The 20,731-nt window shown below is 43.6% G+C and carries 19 protein-coding genes; 12 read left to right on the forward strand and 7 right to left on the reverse strand.

All coding sequences use genetic code 11. From position 1 onward, the window contains the following. The first annotated feature begins 16 nt into the window (after positions 1-16). From GWR56_RS15330 to GWR56_RS15340, 3 genes are read left to right on the forward strand one after another with little or no spacing between them, the layout of a single operon-like run. Positions 17-1,933, forward strand: a complete 1,917-nt coding sequence (locus GWR56_RS15330) for a RagB/SusD family nutrient uptake outer membrane protein (protein ID WP_162432097.1) — start codon at positions 17-19, stop codon at positions 1,931-1,933. 33 nt (positions 1,934-1,966) lie between these two features. Then, positions 1,967-3,196 carry a DUF4959 domain-containing protein gene (locus tag GWR56_RS15335; protein ID WP_162432098.1) on the forward strand — a complete coding sequence of 410 codons (1,230 nt, stop codon included), beginning with the start codon at positions 1,967-1,969 and terminating at the stop codon, positions 3,194-3,196. A gap of 14 nt (positions 3,197-3,210) precedes the next feature. Then, positions 3,211-4,425, forward strand: a complete 1,215-nt coding sequence (locus GWR56_RS15340) for a DUF4998 domain-containing protein (protein WP_162432099.1) — start codon at positions 3,211-3,213, stop codon at positions 4,423-4,425. Between the two features lie 50 nt (positions 4,426-4,475). Here GWR56_RS15340 and GWR56_RS15345 read toward each other — a convergent pair whose 3' ends face one another. Continuing rightward, the gene (locus GWR56_RS15345) at positions 4,476-5,372 is read right to left on the reverse strand and encodes an AraC family transcriptional regulator (RefSeq protein ID WP_162432100.1); all 897 of its coding nucleotides are present in this window, start codon (positions 5,370-5,372) and stop codon (positions 4,476-4,478) included. Positions 5,373-5,616: 244 nt separating this feature from the next. Between GWR56_RS15345 and GWR56_RS15350 the strand changes: the two genes are divergently transcribed. Genes GWR56_RS15350 through GWR56_RS15365 form a run of 4 tightly spaced genes read left to right on the forward strand, consistent with a single transcriptional unit; the run spans position 5,617 to position 13,334 of the window. After that, on the forward strand, positions 5,617-6,651 hold the full coding sequence (locus tag GWR56_RS15350; protein WP_162432101.1) for an aldose epimerase family protein: 1,035 nt from the start codon (positions 5,617-5,619) through the stop codon (positions 6,649-6,651). Continuing rightward, complete coding sequence (locus tag GWR56_RS15355) at positions 6,648-8,609, forward strand: glycoside hydrolase family 97 protein (protein ID WP_162432102.1); 1,962 nt, start codon at positions 6,648-6,650, stop codon at positions 8,607-8,609. The genes GWR56_RS15350 and GWR56_RS15355 overlap by 4 nt, the downstream gene beginning before the upstream one ends. A 15-nt stretch (positions 8,610-8,624) precedes the next feature. Continuing rightward, positions 8,625-9,980 (forward strand): sugar porter family MFS transporter, encoded by a 1,356-nt coding sequence (locus GWR56_RS15360; RefSeq protein WP_162432103.1) that lies wholly within the window; start codon positions 8,625-8,627, stop codon positions 9,978-9,980. A gap of 15 nt (positions 9,981-9,995) precedes the next feature. After that, positions 9,996-13,334 carry a DUF5107 domain-containing protein gene (locus tag GWR56_RS15365; RefSeq protein WP_162432104.1) on the forward strand — a complete coding sequence of 1,113 codons (3,339 nt, stop codon included), beginning with the start codon at positions 9,996-9,998 and terminating at the stop codon, positions 13,332-13,334. A 53-nt stretch (positions 13,335-13,387) separates the two neighbouring features. Here the strand turns inward: GWR56_RS15365 and GWR56_RS15370 are convergent, their stop codons facing one another. Next, positions 13,388-14,425 (reverse strand): heme-binding protein, encoded by a 1,038-nt coding sequence (locus GWR56_RS15370; protein ID WP_162432105.1) that lies wholly within the window; start codon positions 14,423-14,425, stop codon positions 13,388-13,390. Between the two features lie 280 nt (positions 14,426-14,705). Between GWR56_RS15370 and GWR56_RS15375 the strand changes: the two genes are divergently transcribed. The 4 genes from GWR56_RS15375 to GWR56_RS15390 all read left to right on the forward strand — a co-directional run bounded on the left by GWR56_RS15375 (position 14,706) and on the right by GWR56_RS15390 (position 16,627). Continuing rightward, positions 14,706-14,951: a hypothetical protein gene (locus GWR56_RS15375; protein WP_162432106.1), complete on the forward strand. Its 246-nt coding sequence runs from the start codon at positions 14,706-14,708 to the stop codon at positions 14,949-14,951. Continuing rightward, on the forward strand, positions 14,939-15,526 hold the full coding sequence (locus tag GWR56_RS15380; protein ID WP_162432107.1) for an alpha-ketoglutarate-dependent dioxygenase AlkB: 588 nt from the start codon (positions 14,939-14,941) through the stop codon (positions 15,524-15,526). Before GWR56_RS15375 ends, GWR56_RS15380 begins: the two co-directional genes overlap by 13 nt. 66 nt (positions 15,527-15,592) lie before the next feature. Beyond that, on the forward strand, positions 15,593-15,844 hold the full coding sequence (locus GWR56_RS15385; protein ID WP_162432108.1) for a hypothetical protein: 252 nt from the start codon (positions 15,593-15,595) through the stop codon (positions 15,842-15,844). Between the two features lie 12 nt (positions 15,845-15,856). Beyond that, the gene (locus GWR56_RS15390) at positions 15,857-16,627 is read left to right on the forward strand and encodes a Ku protein (RefSeq protein ID WP_162432109.1); all 771 of its coding nucleotides are present in this window, start codon (positions 15,857-15,859) and stop codon (positions 16,625-16,627) included. 75 nt (positions 16,628-16,702) lie between these two features. Here GWR56_RS15390 and GWR56_RS15395 read toward each other — a convergent pair whose 3' ends face one another. The 4 genes from GWR56_RS15395 to GWR56_RS15410 all read right to left on the reverse strand — a co-directional run bounded on the left by GWR56_RS15395 (position 16,703) and on the right by GWR56_RS15410 (position 18,870). Next, complete coding sequence (locus GWR56_RS15395) at positions 16,703-17,077, reverse strand: hypothetical protein (RefSeq protein ID WP_162432110.1); 375 nt, start codon at positions 17,075-17,077, stop codon at positions 16,703-16,705. Between the two features lie 3 nt (positions 17,078-17,080). Beyond that, positions 17,081-17,467 (reverse strand): YidH family protein, encoded by a 387-nt coding sequence (locus tag GWR56_RS15400; RefSeq protein WP_162432111.1) that lies wholly within the window; start codon positions 17,465-17,467, stop codon positions 17,081-17,083. After that, on the reverse strand, positions 17,464-17,712 hold the full coding sequence (locus GWR56_RS15405) for a hypothetical protein (protein WP_162432112.1): 249 nt from the start codon (positions 17,710-17,712) through the stop codon (positions 17,464-17,466). Before GWR56_RS15405 ends, GWR56_RS15400 begins: the two co-directional genes overlap by 4 nt. Before the next feature lie 213 nt (positions 17,713-17,925). Then, positions 17,926-18,870 (reverse strand): manganese catalase family protein, encoded by a 945-nt coding sequence (locus GWR56_RS15410; protein WP_162432113.1) that lies wholly within the window; start codon positions 18,868-18,870, stop codon positions 17,926-17,928. A 224-nt stretch (positions 18,871-19,094) separates the two neighbouring features. On the opposite strand from GWR56_RS15410, the gene GWR56_RS15415 reads away from it, so the two are divergent. Beyond that, positions 19,095-19,562 carry a hypothetical protein gene (locus GWR56_RS15415; RefSeq protein ID WP_162432114.1) on the forward strand — a complete coding sequence of 156 codons (468 nt, stop codon included), beginning with the start codon at positions 19,095-19,097 and terminating at the stop codon, positions 19,560-19,562. A 64-nt stretch (positions 19,563-19,626) separates the two neighbouring features. Here the strand turns inward: GWR56_RS15415 and GWR56_RS15420 are convergent, their stop codons facing one another. Further along, positions 19,627-20,685, reverse strand: a complete 1,059-nt coding sequence (locus GWR56_RS15420; RefSeq protein WP_162432115.1) for a PAS domain-containing sensor histidine kinase — start codon at positions 20,683-20,685, stop codon at positions 19,627-19,629. Positions 20,686-20,731 lie beyond the last annotated feature (46 nt).

Consider the following 20,731-nt stretch of genomic DNA (forward strand, 5'->3'; position numbering starts at 1 on the left):
ATTAAAGGTAACCGATATGAGATCATATATTAAAATAATTGCACTGACCATGGTTTGTTTACTGGGCCAGTCGTGCAAAAAGTATCTGGACATAGTACCTGATAACGTAGCTACACTTGATTACACTTTCAGGAACCGTAACGAAACCGAGGATTATCTTTTTACCTGCTACTCAACTATGCAGCACCTGAACGAGGTGGTAAAAAGCCCGGGGTTTGTTTACTCTACAGAAATTGTTTACACCAACCCCACAGATTTTCATTTTTTTGAAGAATCGGGCTTTAACCTGCCCAAGGGTTTACAAACAGCCTCGGGCCCAAGCCTTAACTATTGGGATGGTGACGGCGGTCATGGCATACCCGCTATTTATCAGGCCATCAGGCGGTGCAATATTATGCTTGAAAATATCGATAAACCCATTGATCTTAGCGAAAGCGAAAAGAAGAGGTGGATTGCCGAAACAAAATTCCTGAAAGCATTTTACCATTATTATCTGATAAGGATGTACGGGCCTATCGTATTGATAAAGGATAACAATCCCATTGATGCTTCAGCCGACGCCATAAAACGTAAAAGATCATCGGTAGATGAGGGATTCAGTTACGTACTATCCTTAATGGATGAAGCGATACCAGATTTACCAGCGGCTATTGAAAACCAAACGCTTGAGTACGGGCGCATAACAAAATTTATAGCCATGGCCTTTAAAGCCGAGATTATGGCTACACAGGCAAGCCCGTTGTTTAACGGCAATCCCGACTATGCCGGATTTAAAGATAAAGATGGGAAAAACCTGTTCTCGACAACATACGATGAGACCTTGTGGAAAAAAGCGGCGAATGCCTGTAAAGAAGCCATAATGGAATGCGAAGCGCAAGGCCTGCAATTATACAACAAAGTACCGGCGGCAAGCGTAGGTAACGTTTCTGATAAAATGAAGGAGGTGCTTAAATTACAAGGCCTTATTACGGATAGATGGGAACAGAATCCCGAACTGATATGGGCATTAAACTATGGTTTCCCGTATCAAAACTTTACGGTGCCGAGATTTACGAGCGCGGCCACCGGCCTGGCGTCGTCTGCGCCTTCAAACTTTTCCGTTCCGATCGGTACAACTGACCTGTATTATACGGATAACGGCGTACCAATTAATGAAGATAAAACCTGGGATTATAGTAACAGGTATAACCTGCAGGTAGCCGGCGATGCCGATGCATCTTACATCAAATCGGGTTACACTACGGTTAAGTTGCATTTTCGTCGCGAGAGAAGGTTTTATGCTAATATAGGATTTGATGGTGGGGTGTGGTTTGGCAATGGGAAAATAAACGAAAGCGACGCTTATTACATCCAGGCGCGCGGCCCCGAAGCACTTGCGGGACCTAAAAGTTTATATGCTACCAATGCTACGGCCTACTGGCCAAAAAAGCTGGCCAACTACCTTACTGTTTACGACAATGTATTCACTACGGCTGATTATAAATTACCGTTGATACGCCTGGCGGGGCTGTACCTGCTGTATGCCGAAACTTTAAACGAGGCCGAAGGGCCTTCGGCGGAGGTTTATACTTATATTGATAAAGTGCGCGCAAGGGCCGGGCTGAAAGGAGTGCAGGAAGCTTGGTCGTTGTATGCAAAAAACGCTGCAAAGCCTAACAGCAAGGATGGATTGCGTCAAATAATTCATCAGGAACGCAGGATTGAGCTTTGCTTTGAAGGCCAGAGTGGATGGGATTTACGGAGATGGAAAGAGTTGCAGGATGTTTTAAGCAAACCTGTACAGGGCTGGAATATTTATGAATCGAACCCGGTTAATTTTTATCGACCGCAAACGGTTTATCAACCCGTTTTTAGCATACGCGATTACTTATGGCCTATTAGTACCAACAGTATTATTATAAACGATAATCTTACACAAAACCCTTACTGGTAGGATAACATATCCGGTAAAACAAAATTGAATTATATGAAGAATATAAATAAACTAAGGGGCATAGCTTTCGTAAGCATAATAGCAGGGATGCTTATCATGCTTGGCCTCTCGTGTAAAAAAAGCGAGCCTAACATTGGTGTGATATCTGACGATAAAACCAAACCGGGCATTGTTACCGATGTACATGTAGATAACCTGAATGGTAGTGCCCGTATAACCTATAAACTGCCGAATTCAAAGAACCTGTTGTACGTTTTGGCAAGCTATAAAATAAACGACACCCGTACCCGCGAAACAAAGGCCAGCTACTATGTAGATACCATTGTAGCAGATGGTTTTGCCCGTGCCCAGGAGTATGAGGTTACCCTGTATGCAGTTAGTCGTGCCAACGTTAAGTCAGATCCTGTTGTAGTAAAGGTTAACCCGCTAACGCCAAATTATCAACGCATAAATACAAGCATTGATATCACCGCTGATTTTGGCGGCGCTAATTTTTATACACTTAATCCCGATAAGGCGCCCATAGCTGTACACGTTATAGCTTATGACGAAGCAGCAAAAAAATACATAGAAGAGATGCCGCAATACATAAGTACCGATACGGTTAATTTTTCGGTGCGTGGCTATGATGCCACAGAAAGAAAGTTTGGAGTGTATACAACCGACAGGTTTGGAAACATGTCTGATACTATATATAAAACCCTTACGCCGCTTTTCGAGACCATGCTCGACAAAAGCAAGTTTTCGGTATACCGCCAGCCAAGCGACAGCCCTATTGGTTATGGCTGGGAACTGCAGTATTTTTTTGACGGCAATACCGGCGAACCCGGGTGGCACACGTTATCGGCTCCGCGTATGCAGTGTACATTTAAATTGGGTGTAAATGCTAAGCTTAGCCGCTTTGTGCTTTGGGAAAGGATAAATGGCGGCGTGTACGCTTATCAAAATATCAAGAAAATGACCTTATGGGGCACAGATAAAGATAACCCGGCCGATGCAGAACTGCCCAAAAATTCGGCACCAGGCACTGTGGTAGGCGATTGGGTAAATATGGGTAATTTCGTATTCCCTAACCCGCCCTCGGGTTTACCGCCTAATCAGGCAAACGCTGCCGACCAGAAGTTCGTGTCTGAAGGGGTTAATTTTAAGATACCAATATCGGCACCGGCTACCAAATACATCAGGTTTATGTGTACCGAAACCTGGGGCGGGCTTGATTATGTAAATGCTCTCGAAATATCCTTATACGGTAACCCATTGTAGTAACAAGTATCAAAATGAAACAACCAAATAATATTATCATAGTTCTGTTCATGGGCCTCGCTTTGATGGGCTGTAAAAGGTACGATCAGGATTATAAATCCGATTTTCTTAAAAATAAAGAGAATGTGTATCCCGGGCTGGCGTCAAATCTGCATTATTATCCCGGTAATTTACGCGTAGAACTGGTGTGGCACCCAAGTCCTGATCCTACCATATCTAATTACGTGGTAAAATGGAATAACGGTATGGATTCAACAATAGTGCCGGCAACTACCCAAAACCCTGCTGACAGTATCAGTGTGGTTATCCCCAACTTAAAGGAATATGTATATAGCTTTAAGCTGATAGCTAAGGATAAGGATGGAAATTCGTCAATAGGTCAATCTATTGATAATGTAAGGGTGTATGGTAATGCCTTTGCCGCAAACCTTTCAAACAGGCCGCCTGATCCTGCTAAACCCTACGTTTACAACAATGATGGGTCGGTATCAATCAACTTTATTAAAGCCGATAGCAATAATGTTAGCACTGTTATAAAATATACCGATAATACGGGCGCCGCCCGGCAGAAAACGGTTGCCGCAAAAGACAATTCCGTAATGATCAGCGACCTTAAATTCGGTACGCCCATAACATATCAGTCGACTTACGTTCCTGTAAAAAACGCCATCGATGATTTTTTTGTGCCGGATGCGGATGATTTTCCTATCATTTATGAAATTGCTGAAGTTAACAAGAGTAAAATGACAGCTGTCCATCTGCCGTCAGATGTAAGCTCGGCTTATGGCTGGGAACTGCCATATCTATGGGATAAAAGTACCAACGAGCCCGGCTTTCATACCCCGGGTCAAAACTTCCCCATCTGGTTTACCATAGATCTGGGTAACCCTACTGAACTGGCAAGGTTAAAACTTTGGCAAAGAACTTCGGGTTTGTACAACTACGGCAACCCAAAGGTTTTTGAAATATGGGGCACAAACAATCCGAACAGTAACGGCGACTATAGCGGATGGACAAAGCTTGCCAGTTTCACTTCTGTAAAGCCGTCGGGGTTGCCAACCGGGCAAAATTCGACTGAAGATGCGAATTTTGCGGCACAGGGCGAATCGTTTACTTTTCCGCCGGGAGGTGCGCCGGTGAGGTATATAAGGTTTAAAATATTCCAAACCTGGGGTAATACAAATTACTTTCACGCGCTCGAAATAACACTGTTTGCACCTGTTAAGTAATTGAATATTTTATTATACAAAAGCCCGCCGGTAATACGCGGGCTTTTTTGTTATCGCTTATGTGTTTTACGGTATTTAGAGGGCGATATACCGATAAGCTTTGAAAATAATCTCGAAAAATAATAAGGATCATCAAAACCAATATCAGCGCAGATCTCTTTTATACTTCGATCGGTAAAATACAGGTACTGGCAAGATGTCTGTATTTTTAGCAAATTGAAATAATTGATAGGCGAGGTACCTGTTTTTTGTTTAAACAACCGCAGGTAATGTGATGCTGATATACCTTGCTGCCTGGCTAACTGCTCAACCTCCACTTTCGCGCTCAAGTGCTTTTTCATGTACGCGATGGAGTTACTCACAAAATCGTTATCATAATCAACAGGGTTAGTTTGTTTGTAATAAACTAACGACGAAATAAAGTGCAGCAAGTTGATATTTACGATCTCCATTTCCTTTTCGTGGTAACTGTGTTCAAGCACCGTGTAAATCTGTTCATATAATTTTATCCGGCTGGCATCGTAAGGCACCGGCTGTACAACCGGCAAGTTGTTCTCTAACGATCGGTTGTAGATAAGCCCGGCATTCGGGCCGCTAAAGTGTACCCAATAAATACTCCATGGGTTTGTTTCAGAACTTTTGTAACGGTGCGCCACATTATGGGGAATAATAAAAAAGGTGTTGGGCTTAAGATTGTGTTCATATCCGTTTAAATAAACATGGCCTTCACCATCAATGCAATAAAGTAAAATATACTCGTTACTGCCATTGCGCCGTTCGCGGTCGTGATACGCAGCTTTAGGATAATAGCCTATAGCCGTAAGGTAAAAATCCTTTATTAAAGCGTTGCTTGTTATTGCCCGTTTTATATTTGGTGGCAAAACAATCATTCTTTGGCCAATAAAGCCTTCCTTTATACGCTTCTTAGGTTCGGCGAGGGTACTCATAAGCGAACAGTTTACGGTTGCTAAGTTATTAATTAAAAGAGAGCGTAATAATATTTTTGGCATTTGTTAAATGATAATATTATCCATCAAAATTTAAAGTTTATCCATTTTTTTTAACGGCAATTCATGGTAGGTTTACCAAAACCAATAGCGGGGAATATCCAAACCCCATCTGCCTGCTTACACGCTGAGATGATAACATGGTTGTTTAATTGTTAAGTATTGAAAACACTACGGATATATTATGGCTGTTAAAATTTCGTCCCGCTCTTGGGGTCAGCTTAATAATGTCCCTGTATTTTTATATCGGTTACAGAACAACAATGGGGCGTATGTAGAACTAACCAATTATGGCGCCACCCTGGTATCTGTTGTAGTGCCCGACAGGCAGCACATTTTGGGGCATGTAGTGGTAGGCTTCCCCAGCTTGCAGGGCTATCTTAGCAATACCTGTTATATAGGTTCAACTATCGGGCGTTACGCTAACCGAATTAGCGGAGCGAAGTTTAGTATTAATGGTCATATTTATCATTTGGATAATAATGATGGTGGAAATTGTAACCATGGCGGTAAAAGTGGATTAAACTGCCGGGTGTTCGAATCATCGGTTACGGATAATGGCGTTCAAATGGCTATTACCAGCCCCGATGGCGATGGCGGTTTCCCGGGTAACCTTGCTTTAACGGTTACCTACACCTGGAACGACGATAACGAGTTGCTGGTAAATTACCAGGCAACTACAGATAAAGATACCATAGCGAACTTTACCAATCATGCATATTTTAATCTTTCGGGATTTAAGCATGATATACAAGATCATGAGCTTACCATAAATAGTGGGCTGGTGTTGCACGCGTGGTCCGACCATTCCGTTAGTGGCGCAGTTATTCCGGCCGGGCCAAGAGCTTTTAATAATAACAGGCTAAGCGATAAATTCCAGGTTAGCGATGCCGGCATAAAAGGCTTAAACCTGTTCTACGTTACCGATAAAGATAACAGTGCCGGAACCATGACGCCAACGGCCAGGTTAATAGATGGTGCATCGGGCCGTACATTAGAGGTTTATACCGATTACCCGGGTATTTTTTTATATACCGGCGATTTTTTAACCAGCACCGCACCAACGCATACCGGCGAGCCGGCAAAACCTTTTGATGCACTTTGCCTGGAATGCCAGCATTATCCCGATAGTATCAATCACCAGAATTTTCCGCAGGCGGTATTGCGCCCCGGCGAAACCTATAACCAAAATATCCGGTTCAAGTTCGGCTTGTTATGAAGAAACCTATCCTCGCTTTTTTAATTTTTTCCGCATTCATTAGCCGTGCCTTTGCGCAGCATTATACCGTAACATCGCCTGATAATAACCTGAAAATGGATTTAAAGGTAAACGACAGTATAACGTATGCAGTTACTTATAAAGGTACTGCTGCGGTATTGCCGTCGGCTATTTCCATGAAGCTTGATACCCGTGTATTAGGGATGGCAGCAAAGGTTTCCGGCACCAAAAAAGCGGTGGTAAAAAAGCTGATACACCCGATAAACGGCAAGCAAGCCACTATTGATGATTGTTATAACGAGTTAACCTTAACCTTTAACGGCGATTATCAACTGGTACTCCGGGCTTACAACGAAGGGGGGGCTTATAGGTTTGTAACAAATTTTGCCAACCCGGTAACGGTGGTAAATGAGCAGGCTACTTTTAATATTAGCCCAACCGCTGCCGCCATTATGGCCGAAACCGATAATTACACTGCCTGGGAACTGCCGTATGTTCAATATAAAGCCATCAGCCAGATCAAAGACGGGAAACGGGCCATTACCCCGGCATTATTCGCTTATCCAAACGGGGTGAAAGTAGTGGTGGCCGAAGCAGATCTGTTTGATTATCCGGGAATGTACATTCAAAAAAAGAATGGCAGCCTTCAAGGCCAATGGGCGGCTTACCCCGGGTTTGCCAAAATGGGCAGCTGGGGCGATTTTGTATCAGTTGTGCAAACCCGCATGAATTTTATCGCAAAAACCGATGGTAAGCGAAATTACCCCTGGCGGGTAGTTATTGCTACTGATGATGACAAGACGTTGTTAACTAATCAGCTGATCTACAAGCTTTCGCGGCCCTCAGCTTTGCACAATACCGATTGGATAAAGCCTGGCAAAGCGGCCTGGGAGTGGTGGCATGATGCCCTGTTGCCGGAGGCGCCGATCCCATCGGGTATGAACCATCGCAGTACAGAATTATATAACTATTATGTTGATTTCGCTGCCAGGAACAAGCTGGAATATTTACTGATAGATGCGGGTTGGTCTGATAACTATGATGTCCGGAAACCCACGGGCCGGTCGGATATCAGGGCTATTATACAGCATGCGAAGCAGAAAAAAGTAGGTGTTTTTGTGTGGTGTGTGGCATCGTCGATCCTGAAGGACCTGGATGCCAGTTTAAATTACATTAAGGATATTGGCGCCGCGGGCTTTAAGGTTGATTTTTTTGACCGCGACGATCAGCAGGCAATAGGCTGGTACGAATTGATTGCAAAAAAGGCAGCGGAAAGGCACCTGATGGTTGATTTTCATGGCTGCAGCAAGCCAACCGGATTGGAACGTACTTATCCTAATATTGTAAACTACGAGGCCGTGCGCGGGCAAGAATGTTCTAAGTGGGATTATACTACCAATCCTGAACACCATACCCTTATTCCTTTTATCAGGATGTTGGCCGGCCCGATGGATTATACCCCGGGATCGATGCGTAATAGATCGAAAAGCAACTTTAAGCCAATTGCCCAAGGGTTGCCCTCCACACAAGGTACTCGCTGCCACGAGCTGGCTATGTTTGTAATTTTTGATCAGCCGTTGGGTGTGCTGTGCGATTCGCCAACCGAGTATGAAAAATATCCTGATATTATGAAATATCTCTCGGCGGTGCCGACCACCTTTGACGAAACACTTGTGCTGGATGCCCGCGTTGGCGAATATATCGCGATAGCGAAAAAGAAAGGTGATAGCTGGTATCTAGGCGCCATGACCAACTGGGATGCAAGGGATATTAACCTCGACCTGTCCTTTTTGCCCGCCAATACCAATTATATTGCTGATATATATACCGATGCTGCGGATGCCGATAAGAACGCATCAAAATACGAACACAAAACCATAACCATTAACCGCCAAAATAAGCTTGACCTGAAATTGATGCAAGGTGGCGGAGCAGTTGTTTATCTGCATACTAAATAATTAATTTTAAGGAGCATGACATTAACATCAGATAAAGCCATTACATTCAATAGCCGCTACATTATCGGCATTTCTTTTATCTCGGCATTAGGAGGTTATCTTTTTGGGTTTGATTTTGCCGTAATTTCGGGCGCGCTACCATTTTTACGCCCCCAATTTAACCTTACACCCGCGTGGGAAGGTTTTTTAACAGGCTCGCTGGCGTTGGGCTGTATAGTAGGCTGCCTGCTTGCAGGTAACATTGCCGATCGGTATGGCCGTAAACCGGGACTCATGATAGCCGCATTTATCTTCGCGGTATCATCCATTGGGATAGCGTTTTCGCCAACATTAACTTACTTCCTGGTACTGCGGTTTGCAGCCGGTATTGGTGTGGGCATGGCATCCATGCTTTGCCCGATGTACATAGCGGAGATATCGCCTGCTGCTGTAAGGGGAAGGAATGTTGCCATTAATCAACTTACGGTGGTTATCGGTATTTTGGTGACCAACCTGGTTAACTACTTTTTAGCAGACCACGGAGCCGATTCGTGGCGGTGGATGTTTGGATTGGGTGTAGTGCCCTCGGCTATATTTTTAATAGGGGTTACCTGGCTGCCCGAAAGCCCAAGGTGGCTTATAAAATCAGGCCAGCCTGAAAAGGCGAAGATCATACTCAACAAAATTGGTTCGGCCGGATTTGCCGAGGCTACCTTTAAGGCAGTAGAAAAATCGTTGGTTGGCGCTACCAAACAATCATACGCCATGGTGTTTGAAAAAGCCGTTCGGCCGGCGGTTGTGGTGGGTATCACACTGGCTGTTTTCCAGCAATTTTGCGGTATCAATGTGGTGTTTAATTATACCTCGACCATATTTGAATCGGTAGGAGCCAGTTTAAACCGCCAGTTGTTTGAAACGGTAGCCATTGGTATAGTAAACCTGGTATTTACCCTGCTGGCTATGTGGCAGGTTGATAAACTTGGGCGCCGCCCGTTAATGCTGTATGGGTCCGTTGGTTTATCGGTATTATATATCATACTGGCCTTTCTGCTGCAAAACCATTTCCCGGCGGGTCTGGTATCCATATTTGTTTTGCTGGCCATTAGTACGTACGCCATATCGTTAGCACCTGTAACGTGGGTACTCATCTCAGAGATATTCCCCAACAAAATTCGGGGTGTGGCCTCGTCAGTGGCTATTGTATCGTTATGGGGAGCATACTTTATACTGGTATTTACGTTTCCGATACTGGCGAAAATACTGGGAGCTTACGGGCCATTTTACCTTTATGCGGCGATATGTTTCGCAGGGTTTTTGTTCATAAAAATCAAAGTGAAGGAAACTAAGGGGCAAACGCTCGAAGAACTTGAAGAAAATTTAATAAGGCATTAATATAACATTATATACATGAACAATTTGTATGTGAACGTTTGGGAAGAGAAGGTGATTATACCTACATATGGTATTGGCAAACCGGATAAGAACCCCATGTTTTTTGAAAAAAGGGTTTACCAGGGCAGCAGCGGTAAAGTATATCCGAACCCGGTTATCGAAAAAATTTACGACGAGAAAGAGGATAAGGAATATATTGGCCTCTACCTGGAAAATACATACCTGAAGGTGCTGATACTACCTGAATTGGGCGGACGTATCCAAATGGCATACGATAAAATAAAACAGAGATATTTTGTATATTATAACCAGGTAATAAAGCCGGCATTAGTGGGCCTTACCGGGCCGTGGATATCAGGCGGAATAGAATTTAACTGGCCGCAGCACCACCGCCCCAGCACATTTGAGCCAGTTGACTACAAGATCGAAGAAAATGCTGATGGCAGTAAAACGGTTTTGGTTAACGAAGTGGAACGAATGTTCCATACCAAGGGGATGGCGGGATACACCTTACATCCGGATAAGGCATACATCGAAATAAAGGCGAAATTGTATAACCGCTCTGCACTGCCGCAAACTTTTTTGTGGTGGGCAAACCCCGCGGTTAAGGTTAACGACCATTACCAGTCGGTTTTCCCCCCGGATGTGAACGCTGTTTTTGACCACGGTAAGCGTGATGTTTCTACCTTCCCGATTGCTACGGGCACCTATTACAAGGTCGACTACTCGCCGGGGACGGATATATCACGATACAAAAACATACCGGTACCCACTTCATACATGGCCATCAATTCTAATTACGATTTTGTGGGTGGGTATGAGCACGACACGCAAGCAGGCTTATTGCATGTAGCTAATCATCACGTATCACCCGGGAAAAAGCAGTGGACATGGGGCCACAGCGATTTTGGCCTGGCCTGGGACAGGAACCTTACCGACGAGGACGGACCTTATATTGAGCTGATGACAGGGATGTTTACCGATAACCAGCCCGATTTTACCTGGCTAATGCCCAATGAGGAAAAGCATTTCACCCAATATTTTATGCCTTACCGCGAGTTGGGTGTAATAAAAAATGCCAGTAAGGACATCCTGATAGCGCTTGATGTTTTGGAAAATGTAATAGATGTTAAGGTGTATGCCACAGGAATACAAAATAATATCAGCATTAAATTAAAATATAAAAGTACGCTGTTGCTTGACGAGGTAACGAGCATTACCCCCGAAAAGGTTTATAAGAAACAAGTTAATGCCGATGGTGTAGATGAACGGCAAGTAGCCGTTGAAATATATTCTGATAAGGGTACAATGCTGATAGCGTATAATCCTGCAGATAATGAGTTGAGCGAGGTGCCACAGCCGGCCAAACCAGCGCTGCAACCGGCGGATATTGAAAATAATGAACAGTTGTTTTTAACCGGCCAGCATTTGGAACAGTACCGCCATGCTACCTACGGCGCCGTCCCTTATTATGAAGAAGCATTGCGCCGCGATCCTAAGGATATACGCAATAATAACGCTTTGGGGCTATGGTATTTACGCCGGGGGCAATTTGCTAAAAGCGAGGCTTATTTTCGTATGGCGATAGACACCAGCACACAGCGAAATCCCAATCCATACGATGGCGAATGCTACTACAATCTTGGGTTGGCACTTAAATTTATGGGGCGGTTAAATGAAGCTTATAAAGCTTTTTATAAAGCCACATGGAGCAACGCCTGGAAAGACAGCGGTTATTTTTCGGTAGCACAGATCGACCTTATCAATAACGATTATCAACTGGCACTTGATCATACTATAGCCTCAATTGACCGAAACGCAAATAATAGTAAAGCTTACGTTTTAAGGTCAGCGGCGTATCGTAAATTACAGCAATTTGAAGAAGCCATTACCACATCGGCAGCCGCTCTTAAGCGCGATCCGTTTAACCTGGGCGCTGTGTTTGAACAAGCCTGCAGCTATGCAGAAACGGGCAGAGAGGAGCAAAGGGGCCTTATTTTAAAACAATTGATGAAGCTTTCCAGAGGGTATGATCAAAACTTTATTGAATATGCGCTTGATTATGCTGCTGCAGGTTTATTTAGCGAGGCTACTGAATTATTGCAACATGCCGTAAATGAAGAAAGTACTAACCCCATGGTTTACTATTACCTGGGCTATTTTCATTATAAGTTGGGTAATATCAGCCAGGCAATGGCTTATTTTAAACAAGCTTCAGCTGCAAACTCTTACTTGTGTTTCCCGGACCGATTAAAGGATATAACGGTGCTTAAATTAGCGTCGCAAGTGAACCCGGCGGATGCCCGGGCGCCGTACTATTTGGGTAACCTGCTTTACGATAAGTTGCAATATGACGACGCTATTGCCGCATGGGAAACCTCTGCAATCCTTGATGATAAGTTTCCTACAGTGTTTCGTAACCTGGGTATAGCATATTATAATAAGCGTAATAACGCAGTTAAAGCGCTTACTTGTTTTGAAAAGGCGTTTAGTTTGGATACCACGGATGCACGCGTACTTATGGAACTCGATCAGCTTTATAAAAAGCTGAATCGCGCGCCAAAAGCACGGCTCGACTTTTTAGAAGCGAACCTGCAGCTGGTAGAGCAGCGGGACGACCTGTATCTGGAACGGGTAACTTTATACAATTTTTCTGGTTGGCACCAACGGGCTTATGATTTGATCATGCAACGGCAGTTTCACCCGTGGGAGGGAGGGGAAGGTAAGGTATCTGGCCAATATGTATTAGCGTTGGTAGAGATCGCTAAAAGTAAAATCAAAAAAGGGGAGTACAGCGGTGCTATACAAAATCTTATCGAGGCACAAACTTATCCGCATAATCTGGGAGAAGGGAAGTTGTATGGCGCGCGCGAAAATGATATTTTGTATTGGTTGGGCTGCGCTTATGAACAATTACAGCAAAAGCAGCAGGCTAACATATGTTTTGAAAAAGCAGCTGTAGGATCAGAAGAAGCAACAGCCGCCATATTTTATAATGATCAGCAGCCCGATAAATTGTTTTATCAGGCGTTAGCTAAAAAAAGCCTTGCAGATACAGAAGGGGCAAACCGGATATTTAAAAAGCTGATAAGCTATGGCGAGGCGCATATGAATGATGATGTGAAGATCGATTACTTTGCCGTGTCATTACCAAACTTACTGATATTTGAAGACGACCTTAACATGCGTAATCGTGTGCATTGCCACTTTTTACAAGGTTTGGGTTATTTGGGTATACAACAATACAATCTGGCGCAAACATGCTTTTCAAAAGTGCTCGACCTTGAAGCCGGGCATTTGGGCGCTAAAATACATACGAACATGATTCCCCACGTAACCGAAGTATCCGGATGACAAGCGTGTTCAAGCAAGTTTGTAACACACCGCTTGAAAACTTGCTGCTTGTATTATAACTGAGGTACGCCAGGTGTATTGCTCTGCGCCTGGGCAGATAATGTTAGTGGTTCGTTTGTTTCAGGTTGTGGTTGCATTCGCTTTAAAGTGCTAATAGTAATATGCGGCCAAATGATAGGTGTTACCGTACCTGTGGATGGGAATACCAGGTTGATGGTCTGCGAATATTGTAATATTTCAGGTTCGCTGCCACCTGAAATATTTTCTATCCAAAATGTCGCATCCATTGAAGTAGCTGTCACATTAGATTGTATGAAAGGTATATTGAGGATGCCACCTGTTGCGTCGGGGTGGCTGGTAGACATGCTCAATACGGTCATATCTGTAACAGAACCGCTGCCAATAATGGTATCTAAAGTAGATTTCAGAAATGTGTTGGGGTGCACCTGCTGAAATTCGGCAAATTGCGGTATACCGCTTATTTGGTCATTGTATCCAAGCATGGCAGGTATGCTGCCATCCAGGTTTACGCCCAAAGCAGATATTACGTCAAAGAAATCGGTTCCCGGGTTGTTTGCTTGCGCCGATTTCCCGAGCGCCAGGATGGCGTTACCATGGGGGATAGTACCCAACCGTGCGATATTATAACCACCATTTATATTGCTTACATAAAGCAGAAGGCCGGTTTCGGCATGTATAACCGTATCTTTTCCAAAGCCCCTGCCGTTGCAAAAGTCGGTATCGCACATACTCACTATCTGCTGTTCATAAAACAAACCGAATATTTCCTGATCAAACTGCGTTCCGTTTAGTACAGGCCCCCGGTTACCGGCATGCACCGCTACGGTAGAAAACTTTAGGTTTTCTTTATAAGGGATCACCTCGAAGGTAAATTTAGGCACCCCGGGTACCGAAATAACATTCCATCCGCTTGCAAGTGGTTTAGATACGCCTTTTTCATCAGTTTGCGTTAATACAACGCTTTCCCATTCGCCTACCAGTTGTTTTAAAGGCCCAAGGTCTATTTCATTTAAGGTTTCGGCAGGTACAAAGCTTGCGCCCATGCCAAACCGGTTAAGTTTTTCAGTCATTTATTGTTCAGTTTAAGGTTAAAAAATTGTGAGCAGAACAACTAATGGTATGGCGACACCAACAGCCGGCAACAGTAATTGTGAAGGCATGCCATAGAATTAGGTTCCTAATTTACTTAAGTAATTGTCATTGTATTTAAATGATTGAAAAAAAGGTGTTTATAGCCATATTGCCAGGGCGATTTAACCCTGCAGGTAATGGTACTATTTATTGACTGTTGCTCGGTGAATATTATGCTAATATTTTTAGTATTTTGGTAAAAGTTATTATTTTTGTAATATGAACGCCTGGATCAAACGGAAGAACGGACCTGATGAAGTGATAAAAGTTATTCAGGATATTAAATGCACTGATGCATCGTTGGTTTACAACTTATTCACGGCCTTTGACGACACCTCTCTGGGCCGCATTTTATTTGATCAGGATGGTTATTGGATATATGATGGCGAGCAGTTAGCCGTTATAGAGCAGGAACAATTGGGTAAATTTATTGTACATAATATGGAGGTGTTATGGAGCAGTTAAGTTTTTTTACTTATGCCGGCCAAAGTAAGGGTTTGCCCAAAGAATTACTGGAATACCAGCCGTGCCTGATTGACCGTAAAACAAGCGACCATTTACTGGAAAAATTTATAAAGGAAACGCCCTGGAAGCAAACTACGCAAAAACTTTGGGACAAAGAATACCTTACACCCCGTTTAACCTGCTGGTATGGCGATACTGACCGCATTGCGGGTACACTGCCGTGGACGCCAGAACTACAAGAAATCCGTAAAGTGGTTGAACCCCTGGCGGGCATAAAATTTAATACCGTACTGCTTAATTATTACCGGGATGGGAATGATTCAGTTGCCTGGCATAGTGATAAAGAAAGTATTATGGGCAGTCAACCCGTTATTGCATCTGTAAGTTTTGGCCAGGTACGTAGTTTTGACATCCGTAGAAAGGCAGATCATAAGGAACATTATTCGGTTAGGCTGGAGCACGGCTCGTTCCTGTTGATGAAAGCAGGATTGCAGGAGGAGTGGGAGCACCGTATAGCCAAATCCGCCAAAACAATGAGGCCACGTATCAATTTAACGTTCAGGCTTGTTATCTAACCATGCGATGCTTTGCCTGCAAAAACAAAAATGCATGTTAACAGTTATTTGTGTGAGGATTGAACTATGGAGAATTATCCGATCACAATCAGTAAGGACAAGCAAATTCATCATTTTGAAGTAGGCGAATACCTGCACCATGATGAGATGAGCTGTAAATTCAAAATTTTTGAAGCTGGCAAATTTGTAGCCAGTTTTGAGCCTGACGCACAGCAATGCCTTCACATTTGCCAAAACCCCGGAAACCTGGACGAAGAGATCTTGCACTTGCTGGCTGATCAGATTGAAGCTCATCATCCTCATCAGCGTTATCACTAAATTTTTTAGATTATGAGATCGATCTGGACAGGCTCTATTGGCTTTGGACTCGTAAGCATACCCGTCAAATTATTTTCTGCAGTGCAAACAGCTTCGCTGGACCTGGATATGCTGGACAGCCGAGACCACGCACACATCAAATTTCAGCGGGTAAACGAAAATACAAAGAAAGAAGTCCCTTATGATAAAATAGTTAAGGGATATAAGTATGATGATGACTATGTAATTGTAGAGGCCGCTGATTTTGAGGCCGCCGCGCCTGAAAAAAGTAAGGTTATAGAAATTGAAAGCTTTGTAGATCTGACCTCGGTTAATCCTATGTATTACGAAACTTCGTACTATACTGAACCGGCTACAAAAAACAACAAGGCTTACGCGTTGCTTTTAGAGGCCCTGAAAAAATCAGGTAAAGCCGGATTAGCCAGATTTGTACTGCGAAGTACAGAAAGTTTATGTATTGTACACCCCGTTGAAAAAGATATTGTAGTTACCCGTATTCGTTTCCAGCAGCAGATACGCGACCAAAGCGACTTAAATCTGGATAGCAAGATTACGGTTAGTAAAAAAGAACTGGATATGGGGCTGGCCCTGATAAATCAATACGCCGAACCGCTCGATCTTTCAAAATATAAGGATGAATACCATAACGAGCTGTTGAAGATCATTGAAGCTAAGGCAAAAGGTAAGCGCCCAACTATAAAGAAACTTAAACCAAAAGCTACAAAAAGCAATGACCTGTACGATCAGTTAATGAGCAGCTTGCAAGTAAAAAAGGGAGCTTAGCATTATTCAACCGAACGCGGCCGCTAAAATGAAAGGTTGAACGAATCAGGCTGTTTAGCCATTTTTATCGTGTTGTTACACGCACCAATTTGTATCACGGTAAACTATAAAAACCGATTCTTGTTTAAGCCCCTCTTTAAGCACCATGGCCAGCGATTCCAGGGTTTGTTTCACCTCTTTATTTTTGCGGCTAATGTCCTCCGGTGAAGAAAGCTCGCCGGTAAATATCGCCGTGGGCGATACGGTAACCATACCATTCGCAGTATCTTTGGCAGGAAAAAACAACGTACCCGCTTGTAAAAGACCGCTAACCACCGGCTGTTTATCAGCTAACCGCTCTGTCATCCATTCCTTAATTATCCGTGCGGCAAAATTGATCCGGTGAACCTTTGCACCCGGTTTATAGCCCTCCTGTAAACTAAAGGTTATCTTGTAACTCTTTTTCTTCATTGGCTATAAGTTTGGCAACAGATAGTATAACAGCAGCAAACTGCCACCGATAACGGCCAGTGTAAGTGTAAGCAACAACCCCGACTCCGGATGAAACGCCTGGTTGAGCAACTGTTTTTCCACCCGGCGGTAGCGCAGGTAACCAATAATGGCCGCTACTGCCCCTATAGCTACAAGGCAAACCCCTATAACACCCGAAAAGCCTTTAACCGGCGTAATATTGTGGCCGGTAACCACTAACGAAAGCTGCCGAACAAAAAGCGAGAATTTGACCACTACGAACCCAAAGCCCATTAACGCTATGCTTGTGCGGATCCACGCAAGAAAGGTGCGCTCGTTAGCCAGATGATCGCCAACACCGCCTTTTTGTTTGTTATTTTCATCTATCATGCCTTACCTTTATTGTCCCAGTGATCTTTAATAATTAAGCCGTCGGCGGTAGTTAATAGTCGCCTGGTAAATCGTTCCCCTTTTATTTTGCCCCCGGGTTCTCTTCTGCCAATATACAAAAGAATTGGCCTGCCTTGCTCATCAGTTTTAAACGCAATATCATACCGCTGAAACGTAGTCTCAATCATACTAGAAGGTTTATACACCTTGGCTAATAATGCTAATAATTGTGCTCCAAGTTTCATTTCTACTCCAATAAATGTAATGTCCCCTGCTCAAGCCCGCCACTCGTGTAACAATGAACTATTAATAATTAGTGTTGTTGTTCGGGCACTGGCGCTTCACTCAAGCCCATAGGTTTTAGTGAGCTCAATAGCCTATATAGGCAAGGGCCGGGTAATTAAACCCGGCCCTTGCCATTTAAAAGCCGGTTAATACTGGCATAACGTACTACAAAATTATTTTTTGGGAGCGTTGTAGTTGCTCCATTGCGAAACACCCTCAGGCTCGCTGTTTTTAACTTCAGTACTTCGCATCTCACTCATTTCCTTATCCAGCTTTTGGGCTTGCTTCAGCTCTTTATCAAGTGATTTATCCGTTGCGGTTATACCTTGTGTGTCCTGCACATAATCCAGCGGATCAGCAATATAGTTCCATTCTTTCCCCATGTCAGGCATTTCTCCTTCGTTCCATGGGCCACGTACAGTGGCACCATTAGACAAATTGAAATATTGCTGCGTAAAGCGGGGGTCAGATGCCAATACACCGGGAGGGAAGTTTGGCTGAATATCATTAAGCGCGGCTTCGAACATCTTATAATGCGCCACCTCCCGGGTCATCAAAAACGATAAGCTTTCGTGCACGTAAGGGTCGTCGGTAAACTTCATCAGGTGTTCGTAAACCAGTTTAGCACGCGACTCTGAAGCCAGGTTGCTGCGCAGGTCCACTGTTAAATCGCCGTTGGAGTGGATGTAGCTTGCGCACCACGGAATACCCTGGCTATTGCGCGGCGTTACCCCGCCACCGGTGATGATGCCGAATTGCGGGTTTGCCGATAGTGCTTGGTGTATAATGTTCTCTTTAGCGGCCTTACCGTCCATAACCTGCATGATCTCTGATTGATCAGCGGCGTCTTTTAATTCGCCGTTTACGCCTTTTAGCAGCATTTGAATTGTTGCGCCAACAATTTCCAGGTGGCTAAACTCTTCGGTAGCTATATCCATCAGCATATCATATTTATCCGGATGCGGCATTTTAGCGCCAAAAGCCTGGGTGAAATATTGCATTGCCGCAGCCAACTCGCCATTTTCGCCGCCAAATTGCTCTAATAACAGGTTAGCGAAATAGGGGTCGGGGCGCGACACCCGTGCATTAAATTGTAGGTCTTTTACGTGGTGAAACATAAGTTTTTCATTTTAAATGGTGTATACGTACAACTTATAAGAAAGCCTATATGTTTCATATTTTTGAAAATAGTTAATTAAAAATTAATCATCTTTCGGATTTGTCTTCAACGATCATTTCCTGTATCTAACAATATGCCGTTTAATGTTGCCCTGGCGTTTACGCCTGACAGCTTATCTAAGAAAATTATTAAGCTAATGGAAATATTACGAAATTTGCACACATGACTGATCTGAATGAGTATGAGTGCGAAATGCTGGACACACTGCTGGAAGCTTTTGGCGTACCGGATAGTCTTACACGCGATCAGGTGATGTTACTTTTTGATCAGGACGAGTCGGCGGCATTTGCTATGATACAGATATTGATACGCGAAGGACTGGTGAAAGGCACCGGTGAACACGGGCCCTATGATCTGCCGCAAAAGCTGGTACTGAAACCAAAAGGCGAAAAATTTTTGAAAAGCGGTGGCTTTTTACGCCGTTATCATCAGGAGCAGCAAAAACCGGTAGAAGTTGGCGGCACCCTTGCCAAACTTCAGCAACAAAACATGCGCCTGCAAAACCTTAGGCTATCAAACGAAGCGCTGATAGCAGACCTTAAGAAAAGGTTATCAAAACTTGAAACATTGCAATATTTATGGTGGGGGTTAATAGTTGTGGCACTTGTTGTCGGCTATATTTTAGGGTAGTTGAAGCAGGGAAGTTATATGCCAACTGGTCGTAATAGGAGCAGATAGCTTGTACCCCCGCAACCTATATTTTAGGGAGTTCGAAAAATATAGTAGTTCCCATATTTTCCGTGCTATTTACCCATAACGTACCATTATGCCAATCAATAATATTTTTAATAACATACATTCCCAATCCAATAGTAGGTTCCCCTTGCAGCCCTTTTCTGCTTGCATCGGTAAATTTATCAAATAAAATATCCTTATATTTTTCGGGGATACCTATGCCATCATCCTTTACCGAAAATTGCACAACATCGCCTTTATCTATTACGCTTACGGTTATTACGCCGTTATCTCTTGTAAACTTTAATGCGTTTGTGGTTAAGTTGTTTAATATCTGAAAGAACTTTGGTTCGTCTACATTTATGAAAATATTTTCCGCCGAGGTGAAAAAGTTAAATGTCCGCTTAATGTCGGTAATGGACTTTTGATATTCTTCTACATATTCCCGGACTTTCTGCGCGATATTGACCCGTTTTTTTGCTAACGTGATGTCGGCTGTTTCTAAAAATTCACGCGCTGTGAATTCTCTTATCAAGTTGATCGCCTGCGTATTAATATTGATTATATTATCTATCTGGGTGATGTCGGCCGGATCTTGGATCGATGACCTGAGAGACGAACCTAACATATTGATGACACTTAACGGGCCGGCCAGATCGTGCGCAAGTATGTTTAAAATGGCGTCTTTTTTATTTGCATATTTTTCAAAGCTGAGCTGGTTTTCCAGCTCCGAAGTTATGTCTGCCACATTGCCGTAAAGCAACATTTCACCGGTTTTGTCTTCATCCTGTGAGGCGGTTATCCTTACCCATTTTATCTCGTTATTTACCAATATCCGCAACTGAACGTAGTTTGCTAACGTGTGGCCAAGCACATCGGCAAGGGCTTTTTGTGCGTAGACACGATCTTCCGGATGAATAATTTCTGAAAGGTGATTGGGGGTTAGTTCATCGTAATTGGCGCCTACTAAGGACGCAAAAGCCGGGTTGGCGTAAATAAACTTCCCGGTATTTATATTAAATACAAAGCTCGCAACAGATGACTTTTCTGTTAGATCATGAAAAACAGTCGACTCCATCTATCAGTAACACATTGTATAGCATAGGGTTTTATTTTAGCACCGA

This window comes from Mucilaginibacter sp. 14171R-50, assembly GCF_010093045.1.
Lineage (GTDB): Bacteria > Bacteroidota > Bacteroidia > Sphingobacteriales > Sphingobacteriaceae > Mucilaginibacter.